Here is a 17,701-nt window from a genome sequence, read left to right as displayed (position 1 = left end):
TCGTTTATGTTGAACTCGTTTTCTGTGCTTCATACGCCACCCACACCATTTTGCGCATTCATGACCGACGATTCCGAAGCAATCGTCAACTATGCGGCTGATGGCGCCGAAACGGAATTCGGGAGCGCGTTGGTTACCCTGGTCGAAATCAGGGGAGGTGCTGCCCGCGCGCTCGGCGCACAGATGGCCGTTCGTGGCGATGGCAGCTATTGCGGGTTTGTATCCGGCGGATGTACCGAGGCGGCTGTCGCCGCTGAAGCAATCGCTGCGATCGCAAAAGGGATGGATCGATATCTACGTCTCGGTGAAGGTTCGCAGTTTTTCGACGTTATACTACCATGCGGGGGAGGGATTACGCTTGCCATTCACGTCATCAAGGATTTGGAGCCGCTGCGGCAAATTCTAGTGGCGCTCGAGAGGCGCAAAAGGATCGGACTGCGTTACGACCCCGCTGCCCAGACGATCAGTGCTATCAATTCCCCTAAAAGTGCCGCATCATCTTGGATTGGCGCCTCCTTTGTACGGTTCTACAAGCCCAGTCTTCGGTTGATCCTCTGCGGCCGAGGAATTGAAGTTGAAGCCACAGAGAGAGTTGCCCTTGCCTCGTCGCTCGAAGTGTTTTCCTTTGAGCGGCGCTCTGACGAATTCGACCGCACCGGCATCGATCAGGACACGGCATTTGCTGTGCTTTTCCACGATCTGGATCGGGAGTTGCCTATGCTTGAAACAGCACTGCGACACAAACCGGTGTATGTTGGTGCGCTTGGCAGCAAAAGAACGCACGCGCGCCGTTGCGAGGCTCTCTGGGCTCTCGGTTACACACCTGCCCAAACCAGCCGAATAAAAGCTCCTATTGGCATGTTTGGACCCACGCGCGATGCCAACAGTCTTGCGCTTTCGGTCATTGCCGACGTGGTAAATGTATATTCCGCAGGACCACCCGAAGGGTTGACCCGTCAGCATGGCACAGGCGTGGTCCGGTGATGCCGATGTGACGAGCAATTCGCGAGGGAATGGGGTCCGACCACGGATGGTTCATCGTATCAGGATTGAGTGTTTTGCAAAACACGTTCGCCCCCATTCAAAAGTTACGTTTCTAAGGTCATGCAAATTCTGGAGGCTAATCCATTCGCAGCCCTGGAGGTACATTACTCGCGAAAATTACCAAGGTTGGTGTTTTGAGAACCGTAGCTATTGCAACAGGAAGTAAGCATGGACCGTAAGCTTGCAGCGATCATGGCTGGAGATATCGTTGGCTACAGCAGTTTGATGGCCGAAAACGAGGCTGCAACCTACGCTGACCTGCGCATGGTGTTTGATGATCTGATTGAGCCAACGATCAAACGATATGGCGGACGGACCTTCAAAAATGCCGGTGACGGATTTCTGGCTGCTTTTGTCAGCGTCAACGATGCGCTTGATGCCGCCGTGGAAATCCAGAACGGGTTTGATGAACGCCGGTTCGAATTCCGTATCGGTGTCAATCTTGGAGATGTTATCGAGGATAATGGCGATATCTACGGCGATGGTGTCAATGTGGCCGCCCGACTGGAATCCATGGCAATACCTGGCAGTATTTTTGTCAGCGGCGCAGTCGTGATGAGTGCTGACCGCAATCGCGGCAAAAGCTTCGTTCATATCGGACGCAGAGCAGCAAAGAATATTCCCGAACGACTTGATGTATATTCGCTCAAGCGGGTTGGACAACGCGACCCTCGCTGGAGTCGCTTGCGTGACTTTGCTCCACGTGTAAGTGCTCGCCTCGCCTATGCGCTTGGCGCAGCATCACTAGTCATGATCGGACTCTCGCTGCAGCCGGTCCCTTTGTCGGCCATGATAAACCGGTTGCCCTCAGGGCTACTGGAGTTTGCGGGCACTGAAATAACTGATCCTCGGCCATCCGTTGCTGTCATGCCGTTCGCCAACATGAGCAGCGACCCGGCGCAGGCTTACTTTGCTAATGGACTGACTGAGGACATCACCACCCAGCTTGCCCGGAATCCCGACTTGCAGGTGATCGACCCCAACTCCACATCCGCAGTGCTGGATGATGCATCCAATATCCAACGGATCGGCGACAGATTGAATGTTGCATATGTCGTTCAGGGCAGCGCGCGCCGCTTCGGCGACCAACTTCGTGTCGCAGCACAACTGATCGATGTGAAGAGTGGTGCGCATTTATGGACGCAAAGTTACGACCGTCATGTCGATGATATTTTCGCTGTTGAAAGTGAGCTGACGTCACAAATCGTCGTAAGTCTGGCTTCTTATGTCGGCAAGACTGAACAGAAAGTGGCGATCCGGCGCCCTACAAGCAATTTGCAGGCCTACGACTTTGTTCTTCAGGCGCGTAGTCGTTTCAAGCATGACTTTAAAGATCCGGATGGACTGTTGGCCGCACGCGCGCTGTACCAGCAAGCATTGGAACTCGACCCGTCTTATGCTGTAGCGCGGGCCGGTCTGGGTATGACTTACATCCTCGATGTGACACAGCGCGTCACAGGTCGCGCGACGGAACGAGATGCGGAAATCGGTTTGAGCGAGGCGCGTCAGTCCATCCGGCTCGACCCAAATCTTGCGATCGGGTATCAGGTCGTAAGTTTCGGACTGTCTGCCACCGGTGATTACGTTGGCGCACTTCAGGCGGCGAGTCGGTCCGTGGAGCTCAACCCGAACGATCCTGACAGCCTCATGGCGGTCGCCAAGGCTCAGGTTCGCTATGGAGATTATGACGATGCCGTTGCCAACGCAGAACGCGCACGGCGTCTCCACCCGATGGCGCCAGAATATTATGCTTATGTTCACGGGCAGGCGCTTTATGCTGCTGGTCGGCGCAATGAGGCAGCGATCGTTATTCGGGAATGCTTGATCAGAGCCCCGCAGGATGCAAACTGCCTGCTCATTCAAACCGCTCTTCAGGCAGCAAGGAAAGACTTCGGAGATGCGCAGACGTCCATGGGCAGTCTCATAAAAGCCAACCCGTCGTTCTCGCTTAAGTCGGAACGTCAATTTAGTCGATTTGGAGACTCACCTGTCATGCAACAATTTCTGATTGATCTGGAGAGCGCTGATGCGCCGGAAACAGCGATGACACTCGGCTCCAACAATAATTGTGCGTAGCCACCTGTTTAAAGTACTTAGATACTTCTCAGAATCTCGTTTGCAGTCGATATCGACGGATTGTCTTCGTTCGGAGACGGCATCGTCATTTGCGGCTCTTTTTTAGTATCCCAGTTCGATAAGCGGCCAGCCGACCTCGTAATGTGCCACCGATGACCTCATCTTTTTTGCCGGGACAAACTCCGTCATTGCAAACATCGATCAGGAAGGGCTGCGGCTTACAGCCGCATCGATCAATGGTGCGTGAAGAAGCGTAGCGAGACGAGACATAAGTCAATCTTTTGCTATAATCCCATTATAATTAGAAATGGGATCAATAAATGAGACAGGGTGACTTCAGTGAACTTGTAGCCTTCATCGCCGTAGCGGAGGCAGGAAGTTTCACGCGCGCTGCCGCAAAGTTAGGGCTTTCTCAGTCCGCGGTGAGTTACTCAGTCAGGATGCTGGAACAAAAGCTTGGGGTGCGACTGATCTCTCGAACAACACGAAGCCTCTCTCTGACCGACGCTGGACAGCGCATGCTGAGGAATCTCAAGCCCGCTTTCGAGAATATCGAAAGCGAAATTTCGGCGATTTCCGCACTTCGTGACAAGCCCACTGGCATGATCCGTATAACTACGTTCAGATACGCCGCTACAAGTGTGCTCTGGCCCGTAGTCAGCAAGTTCATGACGGAATATCCCGACATCCAACTGGAAATCACTCTCGATGAAGGACTGACAGATATTGTCGCGGACCGGTTCGACGCTGGGATACGCGTTGGCGAACAGGTTCAAAAGGACATGATAGCAGTCAAAATTGGCCCTGACCTCCGCATGGCAGTTGTAGGCTCGCCAGCCTACTTCGCAAATCGAAAAATTCCGCAAACGCCTCGCGATTTAGGCGAGCATCTTGGCGTGAGCTACCGCCAGACGACAAGTGGTGGTTTGTATGCCTGGGAATTCGAGCGCGGTGGAGAAGAACTCCAAGTTAGAATGAATGGGCCGCTGATCATCAACGATGGACTGATGTTGGAGGCCGCTGCGCTCGATGGTCTGGCACTTGCTTACACCTTTGAAAGCCAGGTCGCGCAATATATCGAAGATGGCCGCCTGATCAGGGTTCTGGAAGACTGGTGCGAACCCTTCTCCGGCTATCACCTCTATTATCCCAGCAGACGTCAACACACCGCCGCCTTTGCTCTGCTTGTTGAGGCGTTGCGTTACAGGAGTTAAAACTTGGGGCGGGAACAAGAGCAGTCCGAAATCGTACGCTAAGAGAGAACGGAAGGGGAACTTATGCGACTCGCCGTAGCCCGGCTGGCAGACGAAGCGATCGAAATCCGTCGGGCATCTGGTGTTCGGCATCCCAGGTGTAGATGCCGGTAAGGTTGATGTGCTCCCAACTGAGCGGCGAAATATGCTTCAACTGTTGATTTGCACTGAGAGCTGGCTCTGACGCACATTTGCTGTCGTGCCGCTCCTACGATGCGCCGATTAAGCGCGCTTGCAGCAGATCGAGTTTTGCTCTTCCGTACATCTGGCGTTTGATGAGCTTTAAGCGTGTGATCTGTCCTTCCGTTTGTCCATTCGACCACGGTGAGATGATCGCGTTTCTCACCGCTTCGAGGTCCTTTTCCACGCCGCCGGCGAAGGATCCGACAAGGCTGTTCCTAGCAGCTTCCAGCCACTCATAAAGCTTTCGGGCTGTCTTCGAGCGGATCATGGACTGGAAGTCACCGATGGCCGTGCGGGCAACCACAAGGTCCGGGACGTTCACTTCGATCGCCGCCACCAGGATTGCCTCGGGTTTTGCGAGGTCATCGCGTGCGGTGGTCATGAGCCGAGCGATGACACGTGCCGATGGCGTTCTGGCGAGCCCACTCTGATTGGCCTTTTCCGCAAGACGTCGGCGTTGAGCCCATTGTGATACGACGCCACTCTGTCCCGCAAAGCCCTTCGTCTTCATTTCACGCCAGAGTGCCGAAGCGTTACGTGCCCCTTCTTCCCAGCGGTTGTTGAGCCAAGGCAGCCAGCTATCCAGAGAGCTGGGCCGTGTTCGGAACACGTCGAGACGCTGCCCCCTTAAAACGTCGCGAACGAGCTTTCGGCTATGGCCGGTTTGCCGCACAATCTGCCGAATTGATGTTCCATTCTTCGACAGCTCACGAACCGCCTCGTTCGTTTCCTGGCGGCGTAGATACCCTTCATACTGCAGCTTCTCAGCGTATGTCAGAAGCTTAGGATCAACGACATTGCTGCCGACCGCCTGCCTGATCTGTCGCATCGACTTGCTGACTGCATCGAGGAAGGCTCGACTGGAATTTTCCATTAGATGCCAGCGATCAGCAACCTGCTCAGCATTGGGCAATGCCTTCGCTATGGCCTCGCCATAGCCGCCGCCCCGATCGCGAGCGACGATGGAGATCGACTGATGCCCGGCAAGCCACGCTCGGGACGTATCCAATGCTCGATCCGGTAACAAGGTGACGGGCTTCCGCCGCTCCAGATCACAGACGATCGTCCCATAGCTTTGGCCCCGTCGGAAAGCAAAATCATCAATGCCGATGACGGTGAGTTCATCATCCTGATCGGCAATACGGCGGCGAACCACCCGCAGCAATGTGTCATTGCTCACCGGCACCATCAGACGATTGGCAAAGGCTGCTGCCGGTCTGCCGCCGAGCGCCAAACCGAGATGGTGGACAATGGTCTCCAGCCGCTGGGTGCGCCGACCGTAACGTTCCAGCACGCCACTATCGAACTGTTCGCAGAAGATACGCCGACCGCACAGAACGGCATCGCACCAGAACCGACGCGCCACGATCGCCAGCTCAACTCGCCGACCGCCGAAAGGCAGGTCAGCGGGCCGGCGCAGATATCGGCTTTGAACTCGTCGGCTCTGTCGACCACAGGCTGGGCACGCTCCCGAGGGCGCGCGCGATCGCAGCCGAACTTGAACGCACTCTGCGACAACCATCACTTCGTCAACTGCAAAGCCGGACGGCGCGAGGCTCGCCCGTTGAAATCGTCGTTGCATTGCTGATCCTCCGATGAACTGGCAGAAGCATCATCCTCAACAGCAGCAAATGTGAGTCAGAGCCAGTTCTCAGTGCAAATCGACAGCCAGGTCCCGGTAAGCGATTTGTGCCTGTGGATGCAGTCTCAAGAGGCAAGCCGTGGCTTCGGCAGACAGCAAGCGGCTTACAGAGGCCTCGCCCGAAATGCTGGTGTCAATGTGCAGAATTTTCATCGTACACTCATCCAAATCTGTGTCATCCACGGCTCGAGCTGCCGATAATGGTCTGCCACTGCATGACCAAAATGCCCACGAATACGACGGAAAGCCCGAGAACTCGGGTCGGCGTTACCGGTTGTTTCGGGAAGCCCATTAGTCCCCACTGGTCCAATGCGGCCGATGCGAGTAACTGACCAAGGATGATTGCTACGATAAAATTCGCTGCACCCAACATTGGCGCGATGATAAGCGCCCCGGTGACATAGAGTGCACCGACCAAGCCGCCGATCCATATCCAGCGTGGAGCCTGAGCCGCGGCAGTAAGGAGGGGTGTATCGATCCGAGCGGCAAGCATTATCGGGATGATGCAGATGAGGCTGACAAGCAGCGAAACTGCCGTTGCCCACAGTGGATGGCCGAGGCTGCGCCCGAGAGCGGCGTTTGCTCCCGCCTGGAAGGGGACGGCCGCCCCGGTGATGATAGCCGGGATGAGCAAATAGAGTTGGTTCATGGGTTTTATCTCCGTTCAAGGAGCGTGATGGACCATCCATTTGCAGAATGAAAATTCTTAAATATTATTCGAAATATGAGCGTGATGAATAATCTTAGGGGTGTCGACCTCAATCTCCTGGTGGTCCTAGATGCGGTTTTGGCCGAGCGGCATGTCTCTCGCGCATCACTTAGGTTGGGAATGAGCCAGCCTGCCGTAAGCCATGCGCTCGCGCGATTGCGAGATATGTTCGATGACCCCTTGCTTGTTAGGAGAGACGGAACATTTGTGCTGACCACCAGGGCGCAGCAACTCGCTCCGCTACTCTCCGACACATTGCACCAGATCCGAATGGTCGTCGGTCCAGAGCAGTTTGACCCAACGAATGAAGTGCGACAGTTCCGGATCGCCATGTCGGACTATGGCTCGGCCGTTCTTCTACCAAAACTTATGCCAATGCTTAGGCATGAGGCGCCGGCCGTATCCGTTGTGGTCACCCACTCTGACCGAAGCGGCATGGTCCGGCAGATCATGGACGGGGAAGTCGATCTGGCGCTCGGTGTATTTTCCGAAAGCCCCACAGACTTCGCAGGGTCGATCCTGTTCAACGAACGGTTTGTCTGCGTGGTAGCCGATGATGCGCATGAAGGATCAGGTACCCTTACTATGGAGACCTATCTGCAGCGTCCGCACATTCTGGTTGCCATGAAGGAGGTTGGACGTAACGAGATAGATGTCGCGCTGGCAAAATTAGGGTTTTCCCGGAGAATTGCTCTGGCGCTGCCTCATTGGAGTGTCGCTCAAAACTTGGTATCGGGCACAGATCTGATTCTTACGATCGCCAGCCGAGCGGTGGGACCGCTTGGCATGTCTGGTAATACCGTTGTCCTTGAACCGCCATTTTCCATACCGGAATTCTCATTCACGATGAATTGGCATGATCGGCGCACGCACGATCCCGCACATCAGTGGTTTCGCGAAGTAGTGAGGCGCGCCGTCGGGTCTAGTGATCCGTCTCGACAACTGTAACCGTAATCGATTTAAACGGTCGAAGCTGTTCGGCATCATCAGGACGTTCAGTGACTAATGTCGTGATTTCGCTCAAGGGGACGATTTGATAGGGCGATGCTGCGCCGAGTTTTTCCTTCGTAGCAATCACAACCGTCTCAGCTGATTGTTTTGCAATCAAGCGTTTGATTGATGCTTCCTCTGCATCACCTGTCGTTGCGCCTGTCTCGGGATGCAGGCCTGTTACCCCCATGAAGAAGATATCGGCTCGAACGCGCGCGATGGCTTCAGCGCTGGTGGAGCCCACCGTGACGATAGAATGCTTGAACAATCGACCGCCAATCATTTCGACATCGATCGATGGATGTCCAACCAATTCGACGGCGATGCTTGGGCTGTGTGTGATAACGGTCGCTCTGAGATCCCGCGGGATTTGTCGAGCTAACTGTATGTTGCTCGTGCCTCCGTCCAGAAAAACGATCTGACCTGAGGCAATCAATCGAGCAGCGGCGAGGCCAAGGGACGATTTGGCTGAGGTTGCTGTCGCCTGGCGTGATGCGAAGTCCGCCTCAGCCGCCGACGCCGGAAGCGCTCCACCGTGGACCCGCTGCAACAAACCCTCTGCTGCGAGCTCGCGAAGATCGCGCCGAATAGTGTCTTCCGAAATGCCGACCTCCTGACTGAACGCCTTTGCCACCAAGCGCCCATCCCGTTGCAATACCTTTTGGATTAGAGATTTTCGTTCAACCGTCAGCATGGCAATCCCGCAAATAGTTCTTGACTCTGCACGATATTGCACGAATTCTCACGAAAATCCACATGGCTTGTCGAGTAACTGGAGCAGGTAATGAGCATCTCCGATCGTGTCCGCGTAAACGGGGTCACTGTGCTGTCTGATGATTGGTACATACTGAAAAAGACTGACTTCTCCTTCCGTCGAGCTGACGGCAGTTGGCAACAGCAGTCGCGCGAAACCTACGACCGAGGGAATGGTGCGACCATCCTTCTCTACGATCGCGTTCGTCGAGCTGTGATCCTCACGAGACAGTTTCGCTATCCGGCATTCGTGAACGGGCATGACGATTTGCTGATCGAGGCACCTGCCGGGTTACTGGATAATGCCGATCCGGAAACGCGGATCAAAGCAGAAACGGAAGAGGAGACCGGGTTCCGCGTGCGCGAGGTTCGGCAGATTTTTGATGCTTTTATGAGTCCAGGCTCTGTGACCGAACGGCTTCATTTTTTCGTGGGAGAGTACGAGCCCGATGATCGAGCGGGCCAAGGCGGCGGTAATGAGGACGAAGGGGAAGATATCGCCGTTCTCGAGACCTCGATCGAGGATGCGCTGGATATGGTCTCTCGCGGGATTATCCGGGACGCAAAAACAATCATGCTTTTGCAGTACGCCGCGCTCAACATATTTTATCCGGCCAGCGTTTCACCAGAGGTCGACCCGTGCTGATTTGAATGCGGGCCTATACCGTTCACTTACCGGGGCCGGCCTCTAAAAGATGACAGCCGGCCTGCTGCGGCAGGAAGAAGCCTCATGGCCTCTGTCTCATGCGGAACAAGCGCTTATGAAGAACCGCGTACTGGAGTATTCAGCCACCGCTAATAGATGAGCGCTACGAATAGAGCCAAACGAGGTGATCGCACTTCTATTGAAGCGATGAAATCCATTGATGACCGGGATACGTCGCCCTCAACCAAGAGCCCAGATCGCTTCTTTGCTGAGCGTCCAGCTTCGGCAATGCGGTACTGAAGTCTTGCATATCCTTGTCACGAAGGTGCTTGGCCTTGAAGAAAAGGACAAGAGCGGGAGCAAGATAAGGAATGCCACCTAGCGTTCTTTGGACAGCGGCAGATCTGGGCAAACGGAACGAAGGGTCGCGCTTGTAAACCCAATCATTTGGCGTGCCTTGCTCAATCATCATGTCGACGCGCCAGCATCGGTTGTCTAAATCGGCTCCCCAAATTTGGGAGACGTCCGGTAGAGGCTTCGTTGCCGGGGCAAGATTGGCAGTTGCTTCATTCAGGACTTGGAAGAACTGGAGTTCGCATAAGACCGTGCGATATAGATCAACATCCTCTGATAGCACGCAGAACTCCAGGTCCTCGTGATCACGGGTTTGGTAGCCGTGCCACAAGTCCAATGCCCAGCCGCCAGCAACATACCACGGTGAGCTTTGATGCCGCAGGCGATCAAAAAGTAGCTCCGGTGTCCAAGCGTTCCACGCGTCGTCCCGAATATGCTGCATCACGCCTTGCTGGTCCTCGAACGTTCGTGGTGTCATCATCAAAAATGGCCGATAGGATCACCGGCGGGCTTGGGCAAATAGCGGACTTCAGCCGCTGTTCGCCTCAAATTATTCCAAGGCAACAGTCCATTCATCCATCTCCACTTTAGACCGTTGACGTGGCGGTGAGTGTGCTGTCTGCAATCTAGAAATGTCACAAGGTTAGCTACCCCATTGGGCAGCCACCGCCTGGACGATCGGCAGTCGACATCATCCGGTTATTCTGAGGGCGATAACATTCTGGGCTCGCTCGTTTTGAACCAAGCTTTGGCAATTTTGCTGTCTTCAATCTCGTAAATGCAGACAACGTCGATCTCTCCCTTCCCCTCCGGGAAAGTTCTCGTCACCGTCTCGTGGTCAATGACGATGTTGCCAACCACAATGCGTGACAGGAGCGTACCGAACAGGTCAGGTTCTTTGAAACGCTCGATGTGACGCGCCATGATTTCACCCGCTCCGTTCGCGAGGAGCGTGTCTGGAAATGCGTAATACTGGCAATCATCTTTCCACCAAGGCATGAACGCCACTATGTCTTTCGAATTGTAAGCCTCAAGCTGCTTTTGCGCCGGCAGGCTAACTTTATCGAGCGTGTCTGCTTTATCTTTCATTTGCATTCCTTTGGATTGTAGACACTCGCTAAGACCGATCGATCGATCCTGCGAATTTTCGTATTGCCGCCGCGCATTCGTCCGGTGCCACCTGAAACAAGAAATGCGGCGCGCTGATATCTTCAATAGTGAGCCTTTGCGCTATCCGGGCGACATCGGCCCCAGCTGCCCTGCTGATCAGCCGGTCTTGCGTGGCACGAAGGTAAAGGACGGGGCATGTGATGCGGTGGCCTTGTTCCGTCATGTCAACGGTCAGTGCAGAGTTCGCACGTCTGCTGAGAACGGATGCCGAAACGGTGCACAGAGCGCCTCTGAGCTGCTGCTCGATGGTAGGTGTCGTGCTTTTTCCCAGCAGCATCCATGTCAGCAAACGCATTGGCACGAGGCGAGGGGAAACCGCTCGAACGAGTATTTTCAGCAGCCACTTCGCACGAATGTCAACGCGAGCGAACGATGCGCCTAATACGACGCCTTGCAGCCTTTCATCCGCCTTGAAAGCCAGTTGCAGAGCCAGCGGGCCCGAAAAGGATTCACCAACGATAATGTAGCTGGTGTCGGGGAGCTGTGGTCGAATAAATGCCATTAGGTCGTCATAGCCCATGGGTATTTCCGGCGGATAAACTATCGTCACCACCTTGAAATCGGATTCGAGCGCTCGCGCGAAATCGCCAAGCAAAAGACCGGTGCCATCAAGACCAGGCAACAAGACAATAGTATTGACGGGCGACAGATTTGGACCCGAGCCTTTAGCAGCCATAATGCATGACCACGTTGTCCTCGCCATTGGCATCACTGCGGCCTACGGTGTTCCAGCCGAGCTTGCGGTAACAGTGCTCTTGGTCGGGCGTATATAAATATAGATCTGAAATGCCGAGCGTGGCAGCCTGACGAACGATTGCTCGCATCATCGCTGTACCGATACCGCGCCCACGTTGATCGGGTGCGATGATGACATCACCGATCCAAAATAGCCTGTCGGGATAGTCTGGCAGTTCGTTGACCTTTAGGCTGGCACTCCCGACAAGCTGATCGCCGTTCAGCGCAATGAGTGCCATTGGCGCTTTCAAGGTTGTCATGCGGTCCTCGAGCGAGGCGCGCAGTTTGTCGGTATCAGACCAGTTATTCAACGCGCCCCATTCCGCATGTAACATTTGCACAAGTGCGATGACATGCTGCGGATGCAGTGCCAGCGGCTCGATCCGGATCACTTACTCTTCCTGCCAAATGTCTTTACGATAAATGTCCATACCAGTGCAGAGTCGTCAAATCGAACGACTAAGTCCTCCGTCCACCGGCAGAGCCACACCCGTGACATAACTTGCCTCTTCGCTGGCGAGAAACGCAGCGACGGCGGCGAATTCGTCCACCCTCCCATATCTGCCGACCGGAATTTCCCGCTGGCTGTCGGCTGCGACGACGCCCTGATCTATACCGCGCTGTGCGGCATCCATCGCGTCAAGCCGGGTCGTCCGTTCGGTCGCAAACCGGCCGGGTAGAAGGACGTTGACAGTGACACCTTTTCCGGCGACCTCAGTGGCGAGCGTTTTGGCCCATCCGGCCAGAGCCGAGCGCAAAGCGTTCGAGGCAGCGAGGCCGGGGATCGGCTCGCGAATGCTGGTCGATGAAACAGCGATGATGCGGCCGAAACCACGTTGGCGCATGCCGGGCAAGTAATGGGCTGCGATTTCCAGCTGACTGAGGAACATTGCTGAAAACTGCTTCTGCCAGAATTGTTCGTCATAGTCGGAAGCGGCAATCGGAGGAGGGCCACCGCCATTGAGCAACAGGATATCGATGCCGCTCACCCGCCGATCCGTTTCCGCGATCATCTGTGCTACACTGTGTGCGTCGCTCAAATCGCCAGCGATGGAAATGGTTGAGCCATCGCGACCTTGCAGCTTGGCTTCCGCCGACTGCAGCGCAGCTTGATCTCGACCGACAAAAATCACATCAACACCTTTACGGGTCAACGCGTCTGCCACGCCAAATCCCAACCCCTTGCTGGAGCCGAGAAGAAGTGCGGTGCGTTTGGGGCTGGAATTCATTTGTATGTCCGTTCCGCTGTTTCGCAGTAGGGCGCGATTGCGACGACCCCAGCGACAAGCTTCTCGATATCCTGGTCGGTGGTGCTCAAGTGGACCGAAGCCCGCAACAGCTCGGGTATGCCTCGCATGTCCAGATCGTAGGGCGTGTATCCTCGCCCATTCATCCCGATGCTGATGCCTTGACTTGCGAGCGCGGCTTTGACTGCCGTGCACGAAACGCCGTCCACCAAAAAAGTGACGCAGGCGGATTTTTCCCGACCCAGGTCCAGAACCCGCACGGCGGGAATGCTCCCGAGAGCGAGCCTTAGCCGTGAAGCCTTTTGATCGAGTGCTTCACGCGTGTCCGTAAACCCGAATTCAACGGCCTGCCGGATCGCTTCTCCGAGCCCCAATTTCAGCGCAACCGATGCCTCACCTATCTCAAATGCCTTTGCCGTGTGTGAGGGTTCTGCATCTTCAGCATTCCAACCTTGAGGAAAATTGTCGATCTTGCGCGGGATCGCCGCCTTTGCGAGACGCGGCGAGATGTAGGCAAGCGCTGTCCCGCGCGGACCCCGCAGGTATTTTCGGCCACAGGCCACAAGTGCATCGCAGTAAAGTTCCTGCACGTCGACCGGAACCTGTCCTACAGCCTGGCTCGCATCGATAAGGTAGAATGCGGAGGAGCCGCTATCGCGAATTGCCTTGCCAATGGCAGCTGCTGGATTGATGAGTGCGCCACTCGCACCGATCCAGGTCAAGGCCACGATCCTGACATTTGGAGAGAGTGCATGTTTCAGCGCCTCGACGTCGACCGCAGTGCTCTCGTCGGACGCCATGACCGACAGTGACGCACCGCTCAAGTTTGCTGCGTTCTGGAGGCAGGCTATGTTTCCCATCCACTCCTGCCGGCTGACCAATATCTTGTTCTCGGCCAAGAGCGGGATCGCCGAGACAATGTCTCCGAAAAGCTGACCGTGCCCCGTTCCGAAGACGATGTCGACCGGCCTAGCATTCAGCAGGCGTGCGGCCAGATCGTAGAAGGATGCCTGTTGCCTGCTGACCATGGCGGACGCTTCCATTGGCCCGTGCTCAGCCTCAAGATGCAACTGCTCGATCACCGCCCGAAGTGTTTCCGGTGACGGCAGCCCGGCTCCAGCGTGATTGAAATGAACGACTGGCATAATGCTCCTATCCTTCACCGAATGTGGAATACGGCTTCGACCTCGACCGGCACATTGGCGGGCAACCCGGCGACCCCGATTGCAGAACGCGCATGTTCTCCACGCGCGCCGAATACGGCGTTCATGACCTCAGACGCGCCGTTCCCGATTTGTGAGAAGGTCGTGAAGCCTGGTGTGGCGTTGATGAAGATGGTGAGTTTGGCAAGATGAACGACGCGATCGAGGTCGCCGCCCAAGGCATCGCTCACCCAGTAGATGGCATTTGCCGCACACAGCCTTGCGCTCTCCAAAGCAGTTTCGACATCGATCTCAGCGCCGACTTTTCCGGTGAATGCTATTTCACCCGCAGCTTCGGGGATCTGCCCGGAAACATAAAGAACATCTCCGATGCGCTGTGTCGGTGCAAACGGAAGATTGGGGCGTGCAAGTTCCGGCCACGCAATGCCACAGGCTTCCAGTTTCTTTCGGTAGTCGGTCATGATGTCTCCTTGTGTGAAGAACGACATTGCCAAACGGCGAAGCATGTATGTACTCTTATAATAATTGTATCGATATCAGGAAAATTTATGGAAGCGAATTTCGACATCCGGTTGCTGAGGATGTTCATCGAGGTGGCTGAAACCGGGGTCGTCAGCAAGGCAGCTGGACGTCTGGCCCGTACTCAGGCGGCCGTCAGCATGCAGTTGCAGCGCATCGAGCAGGATCTGGACGCCCAACTTCTTGTCCGCTCCTCGCGGGGCGTGTCGCTGACTGATGCCGGCAGTTCGTTTCTCGCATATGCGCGAAAGACCGTCGCCTTGACCGAGGACATGCATCGAGGCCTCACCGACAGGCGTCTGGCGGGACGAGTGCGTATAGGGCTGTTCGAGGATCTCGCGTTCACGAGGCTCCCCGCTGCACTGGCCGACTTCCGTCGCAAACACCCGCATGTGAAAATCGAATTGACATCGTCCTATTCGAAAGAACTGGCGCGATCGTTGAAGGAAGGACACGCAGATCTAGTCATCGCCGATCCGGCTCGCTTCACCGAGCCACCAACGAGTTTCATCTCCCGACGCTTGGTCTGGTGTGCAAGTCGGCTCATCGATTTGGATGAAGGGGGCTCTCTACCGATCATTTTGTTCGACACGCAGTGTTCCTGGCAGGATCGAATGCTATCTGATCTGGCCGAAAACAACATTGGTTGGCATGTCGGCTGCAAAGTGAAAACGCTTCCAGCCATGCTTTCGGCGTTGCGGGCAGGTCTGGGGCTCGGACTACTGTTTCCCGAGGCGGTGCCTTTGGATTGCGAATTGATTGATGGGCAACACGGATTGCCTAATGCGCCAGCAGCCGAATTTGGCGTCTTCTTTGGAGCGGACGCGTCGCAGCATGTTCAGGAGTTGGCGTTGTTTTTACGGCAGGATTATTGATTGGTCAGTCCTACGAGATAACGGGTCGCCGGTTCACATCCCTTCAAGGCGAAGAACGAACTGGATATGATACGCGGTGTCGCCGATTAAGCTCGGGGGCGCCGCTCCCACCTGGTCGAGCTATTGAGCAATCGCTGAACCTCGGAATCAACGCGGCCGTGTGAAAGCCCCGCTATGCCGAACCTGTCAAAGAGCGACGCGAGCAAGGGCAGAAGAATTTCGGCTAACCTGCCTTCGACATCGTCTGACGAGAGAGAAGTTTCCAGTACTGCCTCGTCGCTTCGTGCCGCGTAGCCTTCAATGAGCATCTCACTTAAGGGGTTCGCCCATGAGCGGAGCACGCGACCGGTTAGACCCGTGTACATCGCGCGAAAATGGATCGTGACGACGCTGTCTAGCTCCCGTTTGAGCAACGATGCCAGTCGTTCCGCGTGCAACAGCACTTCGCCCATGCGCCATAGGGGAAGCGTTGTGTCGAGAATGCTCCCGGCTGGAAATGTCTCGTTGCTGTCTTCCTGATAACCCCGGATCAAAAACATATTGCCGGTCGGGGCGGCTCGCCAAAAATCGCAATGGGCAGGATCGCTGAAGCCGCGTTCAAGATCGTTGCTTTGCGGCGCAAGCCAGCACTCGATGACCCCGTCGATTTCACGGGCCCCTAACTCTTCGCGCGTTGGTAGGAAGAATGGCGGCCATCCTGTTTTTCGGACGACTGCCTTTTCAAGAGTGCGCTCGAAGATACCCAGATCGGGGATTTTAAGGTCACCTTCGAGCCAATAGTCAATCCGATAAAAGCCATTCGGGAACCGTGCAGGTGAGTCCGTCGGAAGGGTCGTGGTCAGCTGCCGCCAACGCTCGTACGCCTGACGGACAAAGCGCGACTGAGCATCCCCCTCCGCAGGCTCGTCGACAAGACCAACGACCCGCAAGATGTCGAAGGCTTTTGCCAGCGTCAGTGTTGTGTCGCCACGTTCGAAGGCAGCCATCGTCGGATAGCTTACGCCTGCAAGCGCTGAGTGGTCCTTCTGGGTGAGACCCTCGGCCTTGCGTCGACGCAAGGCTTCCTCGACGATGCGCTGCCAGGAGAACGGCGCTATGCTTCCAGTATTCTCAAACATGCGTTGTCCACAATCTCTTTAAACCTGTTCATGAAACCATCCGGCGGCTCGGCATCGGGCGGCTGAATTATTGGTGCGGCCTTCGCAACCTGACGCTTCAACTGTTTGAACGCTTGGTTGACGGCTGATTCAGGTAAGCCGATCGTCTTGCCGAAGGTGCGAAAAAGCCCTTGGTCGGCATCTTCTAATTGAACTTTCTCACCGCCAAACGATAGCGCCAATGTCTGGTCGAATCCGTCATAAAATGCGGTATTCACAACGTCATAGGCGGGGGAAAGACGCAGGCCACTCGCGGTCTCCAGGAGCGAGAAATTCTTCAGATGTCCATCGCAGTTACCGATGAGCGCGAACAGGACCAGACGGTTAAAAAATCGATACAGATCGATCTGCGCGCGGGATGAGTGCTGGCGAATGATTTCGGCCACATCCTCGTAAGCGGCATCATATTTGCCACCATAGTCCTGCCCCTTGGGCTTGCCGAGAATCTGCGCGCAATCTTCAAGCCGGAGCTTCTCGCCCTTTGCCGTTCTATCGAAACGCGTGACGATTAGCCCGGTCTCATCGATAGCTGCTATATAGGAAATCTGGAATGCAGTCACTTCACTTGGGCCGAGGACGGCCGCCGTCCATCGAAGGCTAAGCGCTTCATTGCGCACAAGATTGGTGATTTTCTCGGAATTGAACTTGGCGATATATTCAGCCGAGCCTGTAGACTTTGCCGGAACGAACTGACCGTTGGCATCCTTGGTAACGAGCAGCTTCTTTTGCACGCCGGATACCGTGCGACCGGGACTGGCCGTCGCTTCCGTTATCTCAGGAAGTTCTGCGGACCCTTCAGGTGGGCTAACGCCGACCGCTCCGATGCAGTCTGCACCGTAGCGCAGGAGCAGTCCAAGATCGTCTTCTTCGACCACGTGCGCTGAGCGAGCTTGCTCTTCGCGCAACCAGCCTTCCGGACCAAGGTGCTGGAAATAGGGATGCAGCCCCACCGCCCAGTTGTGTTCGCGCTTGGTCGAAGGCAGACTGCAGGCGATATCACCCTTTTGCCAGTCGGCATTGTAAGAAAACCGTGTCCCTCCTGCTGCGGTCTCCGTCAGGGTGCCGGCCACTTCTTCCTTGAATAAAATGTTGGCAGTGCGGGGTGGCATTAATTAGGCCTCCATGATGACTTACCTTGGCGCTAAAAAGGTCCAATTATCAATCTATAAGTGGATTATTAAGAGC

Annotated in this window: 18 protein-coding genes; 6 read left to right on the top strand and 12 right to left on the bottom strand. The window is 55.5% G+C overall.

Annotated elements, in window-relative coordinates:
- Nucleotides 1-6: 6 nt before the first annotated feature.
- The 3 genes from GH784_RS23415 (at nucleotide 7) to GH784_RS23405 (ending at nucleotide 4,334) form a co-directional block, all read left to right on the top strand.
- Nucleotides 7-984 (top strand): XdhC family protein, encoded by a 978-nt coding sequence (locus GH784_RS23415; protein WP_153793877.1) that lies wholly within the window; start codon nucleotides 7-9, stop codon nucleotides 982-984.
- Between the two features lie 228 nt (nucleotides 985-1,212).
- The gene (locus GH784_RS23410; RefSeq protein WP_153793876.1) at nucleotides 1,213-3,120 is read left to right on the top strand and encodes an adenylate/guanylate cyclase domain-containing protein; all 1,908 of its coding nucleotides are present in this window, start codon (nucleotides 1,213-1,215) and stop codon (nucleotides 3,118-3,120) included.
- Nucleotides 3,121-3,440: 320 nt separating this feature from the next.
- Entirely contained in the window at nucleotides 3,441-4,334 is an 894-nt protein-coding gene (locus tag GH784_RS23405; protein WP_153793875.1) for a LysR family transcriptional regulator, read from the top strand.
- 247 nt (nucleotides 4,335-4,581) lie between these two features.
- Here the strand turns inward: GH784_RS23405 and GH784_RS23400 are convergent, their stop codons facing one another.
- Complete coding sequence (locus GH784_RS23400; RefSeq protein ID WP_153793874.1) at nucleotides 4,582-6,138, bottom strand: ISL3 family transposase; 1,557 nt, start codon at nucleotides 6,136-6,138, stop codon at nucleotides 4,582-4,584.
- Nucleotides 6,139-6,373: 235 nt separating this feature from the next.
- Nucleotides 6,374-6,847, bottom strand: a complete 474-nt coding sequence (locus GH784_RS23395; protein WP_153793873.1) for a DMT family transporter — start codon at nucleotides 6,845-6,847, stop codon at nucleotides 6,374-6,376.
- 84 nt (nucleotides 6,848-6,931) lie between these two features.
- On the opposite strand from GH784_RS23395, the gene GH784_RS23390 reads away from it, so the two are divergent.
- Nucleotides 6,932-7,855 carry a LysR family transcriptional regulator gene (locus GH784_RS23390; protein ID WP_153793904.1) on the top strand — a complete coding sequence of 308 codons (924 nt, stop codon included), beginning with the start codon at nucleotides 6,932-6,934 and terminating at the stop codon, nucleotides 7,853-7,855.
- Here GH784_RS23390 and GH784_RS23385 read toward each other — a convergent pair.
- Nucleotides 7,830-8,591, bottom strand: a complete 762-nt coding sequence (locus GH784_RS23385) for a DeoR/GlpR family DNA-binding transcription regulator (protein ID WP_153793872.1) — start codon at nucleotides 8,589-8,591, stop codon at nucleotides 7,830-7,832. The two genes, GH784_RS23390 and GH784_RS23385, sit on opposite strands and share 26 nt — an antisense overlap.
- A 90-nt stretch (nucleotides 8,592-8,681) precedes the next feature.
- On the opposite strand from GH784_RS23385, the gene GH784_RS23380 reads away from it, so the two are divergent.
- Nucleotides 8,682-9,296 (top strand): NUDIX domain-containing protein, encoded by a 615-nt coding sequence (locus tag GH784_RS23380; protein ID WP_153793871.1) that lies wholly within the window; start codon nucleotides 8,682-8,684, stop codon nucleotides 9,294-9,296.
- Nucleotides 9,297-9,492: 196 nt separating this feature from the next.
- Here the strand turns inward: GH784_RS23380 and GH784_RS23375 are convergent, their stop codons facing one another.
- From GH784_RS23375 to GH784_RS23345, 7 genes are all read right to left on the bottom strand, one after another.
- A complete protein-coding gene (locus tag GH784_RS23375) occupies nucleotides 9,493-10,131 on the bottom strand; it encodes a nucleotidyltransferase domain-containing protein (protein WP_246670489.1) in 639 nt (212 codons plus the stop codon).
- 218 nt (nucleotides 10,132-10,349) lie between these two features.
- Entirely contained in the window at nucleotides 10,350-10,739 is a 390-nt protein-coding gene (locus GH784_RS23370) for a nuclear transport factor 2 family protein (protein WP_153793870.1), read from the bottom strand.
- A 28-nt stretch (nucleotides 10,740-10,767) separates the two neighbouring features.
- Nucleotides 10,768-11,496 (bottom strand): alpha/beta fold hydrolase, encoded by a 729-nt coding sequence (locus tag GH784_RS23365; protein ID WP_194842999.1) that lies wholly within the window; start codon nucleotides 11,494-11,496, stop codon nucleotides 10,768-10,770.
- Nucleotides 11,486-11,947: a GNAT family N-acetyltransferase gene (locus tag GH784_RS23360; protein ID WP_153793868.1), complete on the bottom strand. Its 462-nt coding sequence runs from the start codon at nucleotides 11,945-11,947 to the stop codon at nucleotides 11,486-11,488. Before GH784_RS23360 ends, GH784_RS23365 begins: the two co-directional genes overlap by 11 nt.
- A gap of 54 nt (nucleotides 11,948-12,001) precedes the next feature.
- Complete coding sequence (locus GH784_RS23355; RefSeq protein ID WP_153793867.1) at nucleotides 12,002-12,784, bottom strand: SDR family oxidoreductase; 783 nt, start codon at nucleotides 12,782-12,784, stop codon at nucleotides 12,002-12,004.
- On the bottom strand, nucleotides 12,781-13,947 hold the full coding sequence (locus GH784_RS23350; RefSeq protein ID WP_153793866.1) for an aminotransferase class V-fold PLP-dependent enzyme: 1,167 nt from the start codon (nucleotides 13,945-13,947) through the stop codon (nucleotides 12,781-12,783). The genes GH784_RS23355 and GH784_RS23350 overlap by 4 nt, the downstream gene beginning before the upstream one ends.
- A 14-nt stretch (nucleotides 13,948-13,961) precedes the next feature.
- Nucleotides 13,962-14,426: a RidA family protein gene (locus GH784_RS23345; RefSeq protein ID WP_194842998.1), complete on the bottom strand. Its 465-nt coding sequence runs from the start codon at nucleotides 14,424-14,426 to the stop codon at nucleotides 13,962-13,964.
- An 87-nt stretch (nucleotides 14,427-14,513) separates the two neighbouring features.
- Between GH784_RS23345 and GH784_RS23340 the strand changes: the two genes are divergently transcribed.
- Nucleotides 14,514-15,359, top strand: coding sequence for a LysR family transcriptional regulator (locus GH784_RS23340; protein WP_153793864.1), 846 nt, complete (start codon nucleotides 14,514-14,516; stop codon nucleotides 15,357-15,359).
- Nucleotides 15,360-15,445: 86 nt separating this feature from the next.
- On the opposite strand, the gene GH784_RS23335 is transcribed toward GH784_RS23340, so the two are convergent.
- Entirely contained in the window at nucleotides 15,446-16,477 is a 1,032-nt protein-coding gene (locus GH784_RS23335) for a helix-turn-helix transcriptional regulator (RefSeq protein ID WP_153793863.1), read from the bottom strand.
- Nucleotides 16,453-17,625, bottom strand: a complete 1,173-nt coding sequence (locus GH784_RS23330; RefSeq protein WP_153793862.1) for a type II toxin-antitoxin system HipA family toxin — start codon at nucleotides 17,623-17,625, stop codon at nucleotides 16,453-16,455. Before GH784_RS23330 ends, GH784_RS23335 begins: the two co-directional genes overlap by 25 nt.
- Between the last annotated feature and the right edge of the window lie 76 nt (nucleotides 17,626-17,701).

The organism is Agrobacterium tumefaciens, assembly GCF_009649785.1.
Lineage (GTDB): Bacteria > Pseudomonadota > Alphaproteobacteria > Rhizobiales > Rhizobiaceae > Agrobacterium > Agrobacterium tumefaciens.
The sequence above is the reverse complement of the archived record's forward strand: the minus strand, read 5'-3'. Positions and strand labels throughout refer to the sequence as shown.

Bases quoted from the DNA above. Each gene is read 5' to 3' on its own strand.
- GH784_RS23415 (WP_153793877.1), top strand. From the start codon at position 7: ATGTTGAACTCGTTTTCTGTGCTTCATACGCCACCCACACCATTTTGC.
- GH784_RS23410 (WP_153793876.1), top strand. From the start codon at position 1,213: ATGGACCGTAAGCTTGCAGCGATCATGGCTGGAGATATCGTTGGCTAC.
- GH784_RS23405 (WP_153793875.1), top strand. From the start codon at position 3,441: ATGAGACAGGGTGACTTCAGTGAACTTGTAGCCTTCATCGCCGTAGCG.
- GH784_RS23400 (WP_153793874.1), bottom strand. From the start codon at position 6,138: ATGCAACGACGATTTCAACGGGCGAGCCTCGCGCCGTCCGGCTTTGCA.
- GH784_RS23395 (WP_153793873.1), bottom strand. From the start codon at position 6,847: ATGAACCAACTCTATTTGCTCATCCCGGCTATCATCACCGGGGCGGCC.
- GH784_RS23390 (WP_153793904.1), top strand. From the start codon at position 6,932: ATGAATAATCTTAGGGGTGTCGACCTCAATCTCCTGGTGGTCCTAGAT.
- GH784_RS23385 (WP_153793872.1), bottom strand. From the start codon at position 8,591: ATGCTGACGGTTGAACGAAAATCTCTAATCCAAAAGGTATTGCAACGG.
- GH784_RS23380 (WP_153793871.1), top strand. From the start codon at position 8,682: ATGAGCATCTCCGATCGTGTCCGCGTAAACGGGGTCACTGTGCTGTCT.
- GH784_RS23375 (WP_246670489.1), bottom strand. From the start codon at position 10,131: ATGATGACACCACGAACGTTCGAGGACCAGCAAGGCGTGATGCAGCAT.
- GH784_RS23370 (WP_153793870.1), bottom strand. From the start codon at position 10,739: ATGAAAGATAAAGCAGACACGCTCGATAAAGTTAGCCTGCCGGCGCAA.
- GH784_RS23365 (WP_194842999.1), bottom strand. From the start codon at position 11,496: ATGGCTGCTAAAGGCTCGGGTCCAAATCTGTCGCCCGTCAATACTATT.
- GH784_RS23355 (WP_153793867.1), bottom strand. From the start codon at position 12,784: ATGAATTCCAGCCCCAAACGCACCGCACTTCTTCTCGGCTCCAGCAAG.
- GH784_RS23350 (WP_153793866.1), bottom strand. From the start codon at position 13,947: ATGCCAGTCGTTCATTTCAATCACGCTGGAGCCGGGCTGCCGTCACCG.
- GH784_RS23345 (WP_194842998.1), bottom strand. From the start codon at position 14,426: ATGACCGACTACCGAAAGAAACTGGAAGCCTGTGGCATTGCGTGGCCG.
- GH784_RS23340 (WP_153793864.1), top strand. From the start codon at position 14,514: ATGGAAGCGAATTTCGACATCCGGTTGCTGAGGATGTTCATCGAGGTG.
- GH784_RS23335 (WP_153793863.1), bottom strand. From the start codon at position 16,477: ATGTTTGAGAATACTGGAAGCATAGCGCCGTTCTCCTGGCAGCGCATC.
- GH784_RS23330 (WP_153793862.1), bottom strand. From the start codon at position 17,625: ATGCCACCCCGCACTGCCAACATTTTATTCAAGGAAGAAGTGGCCGGC.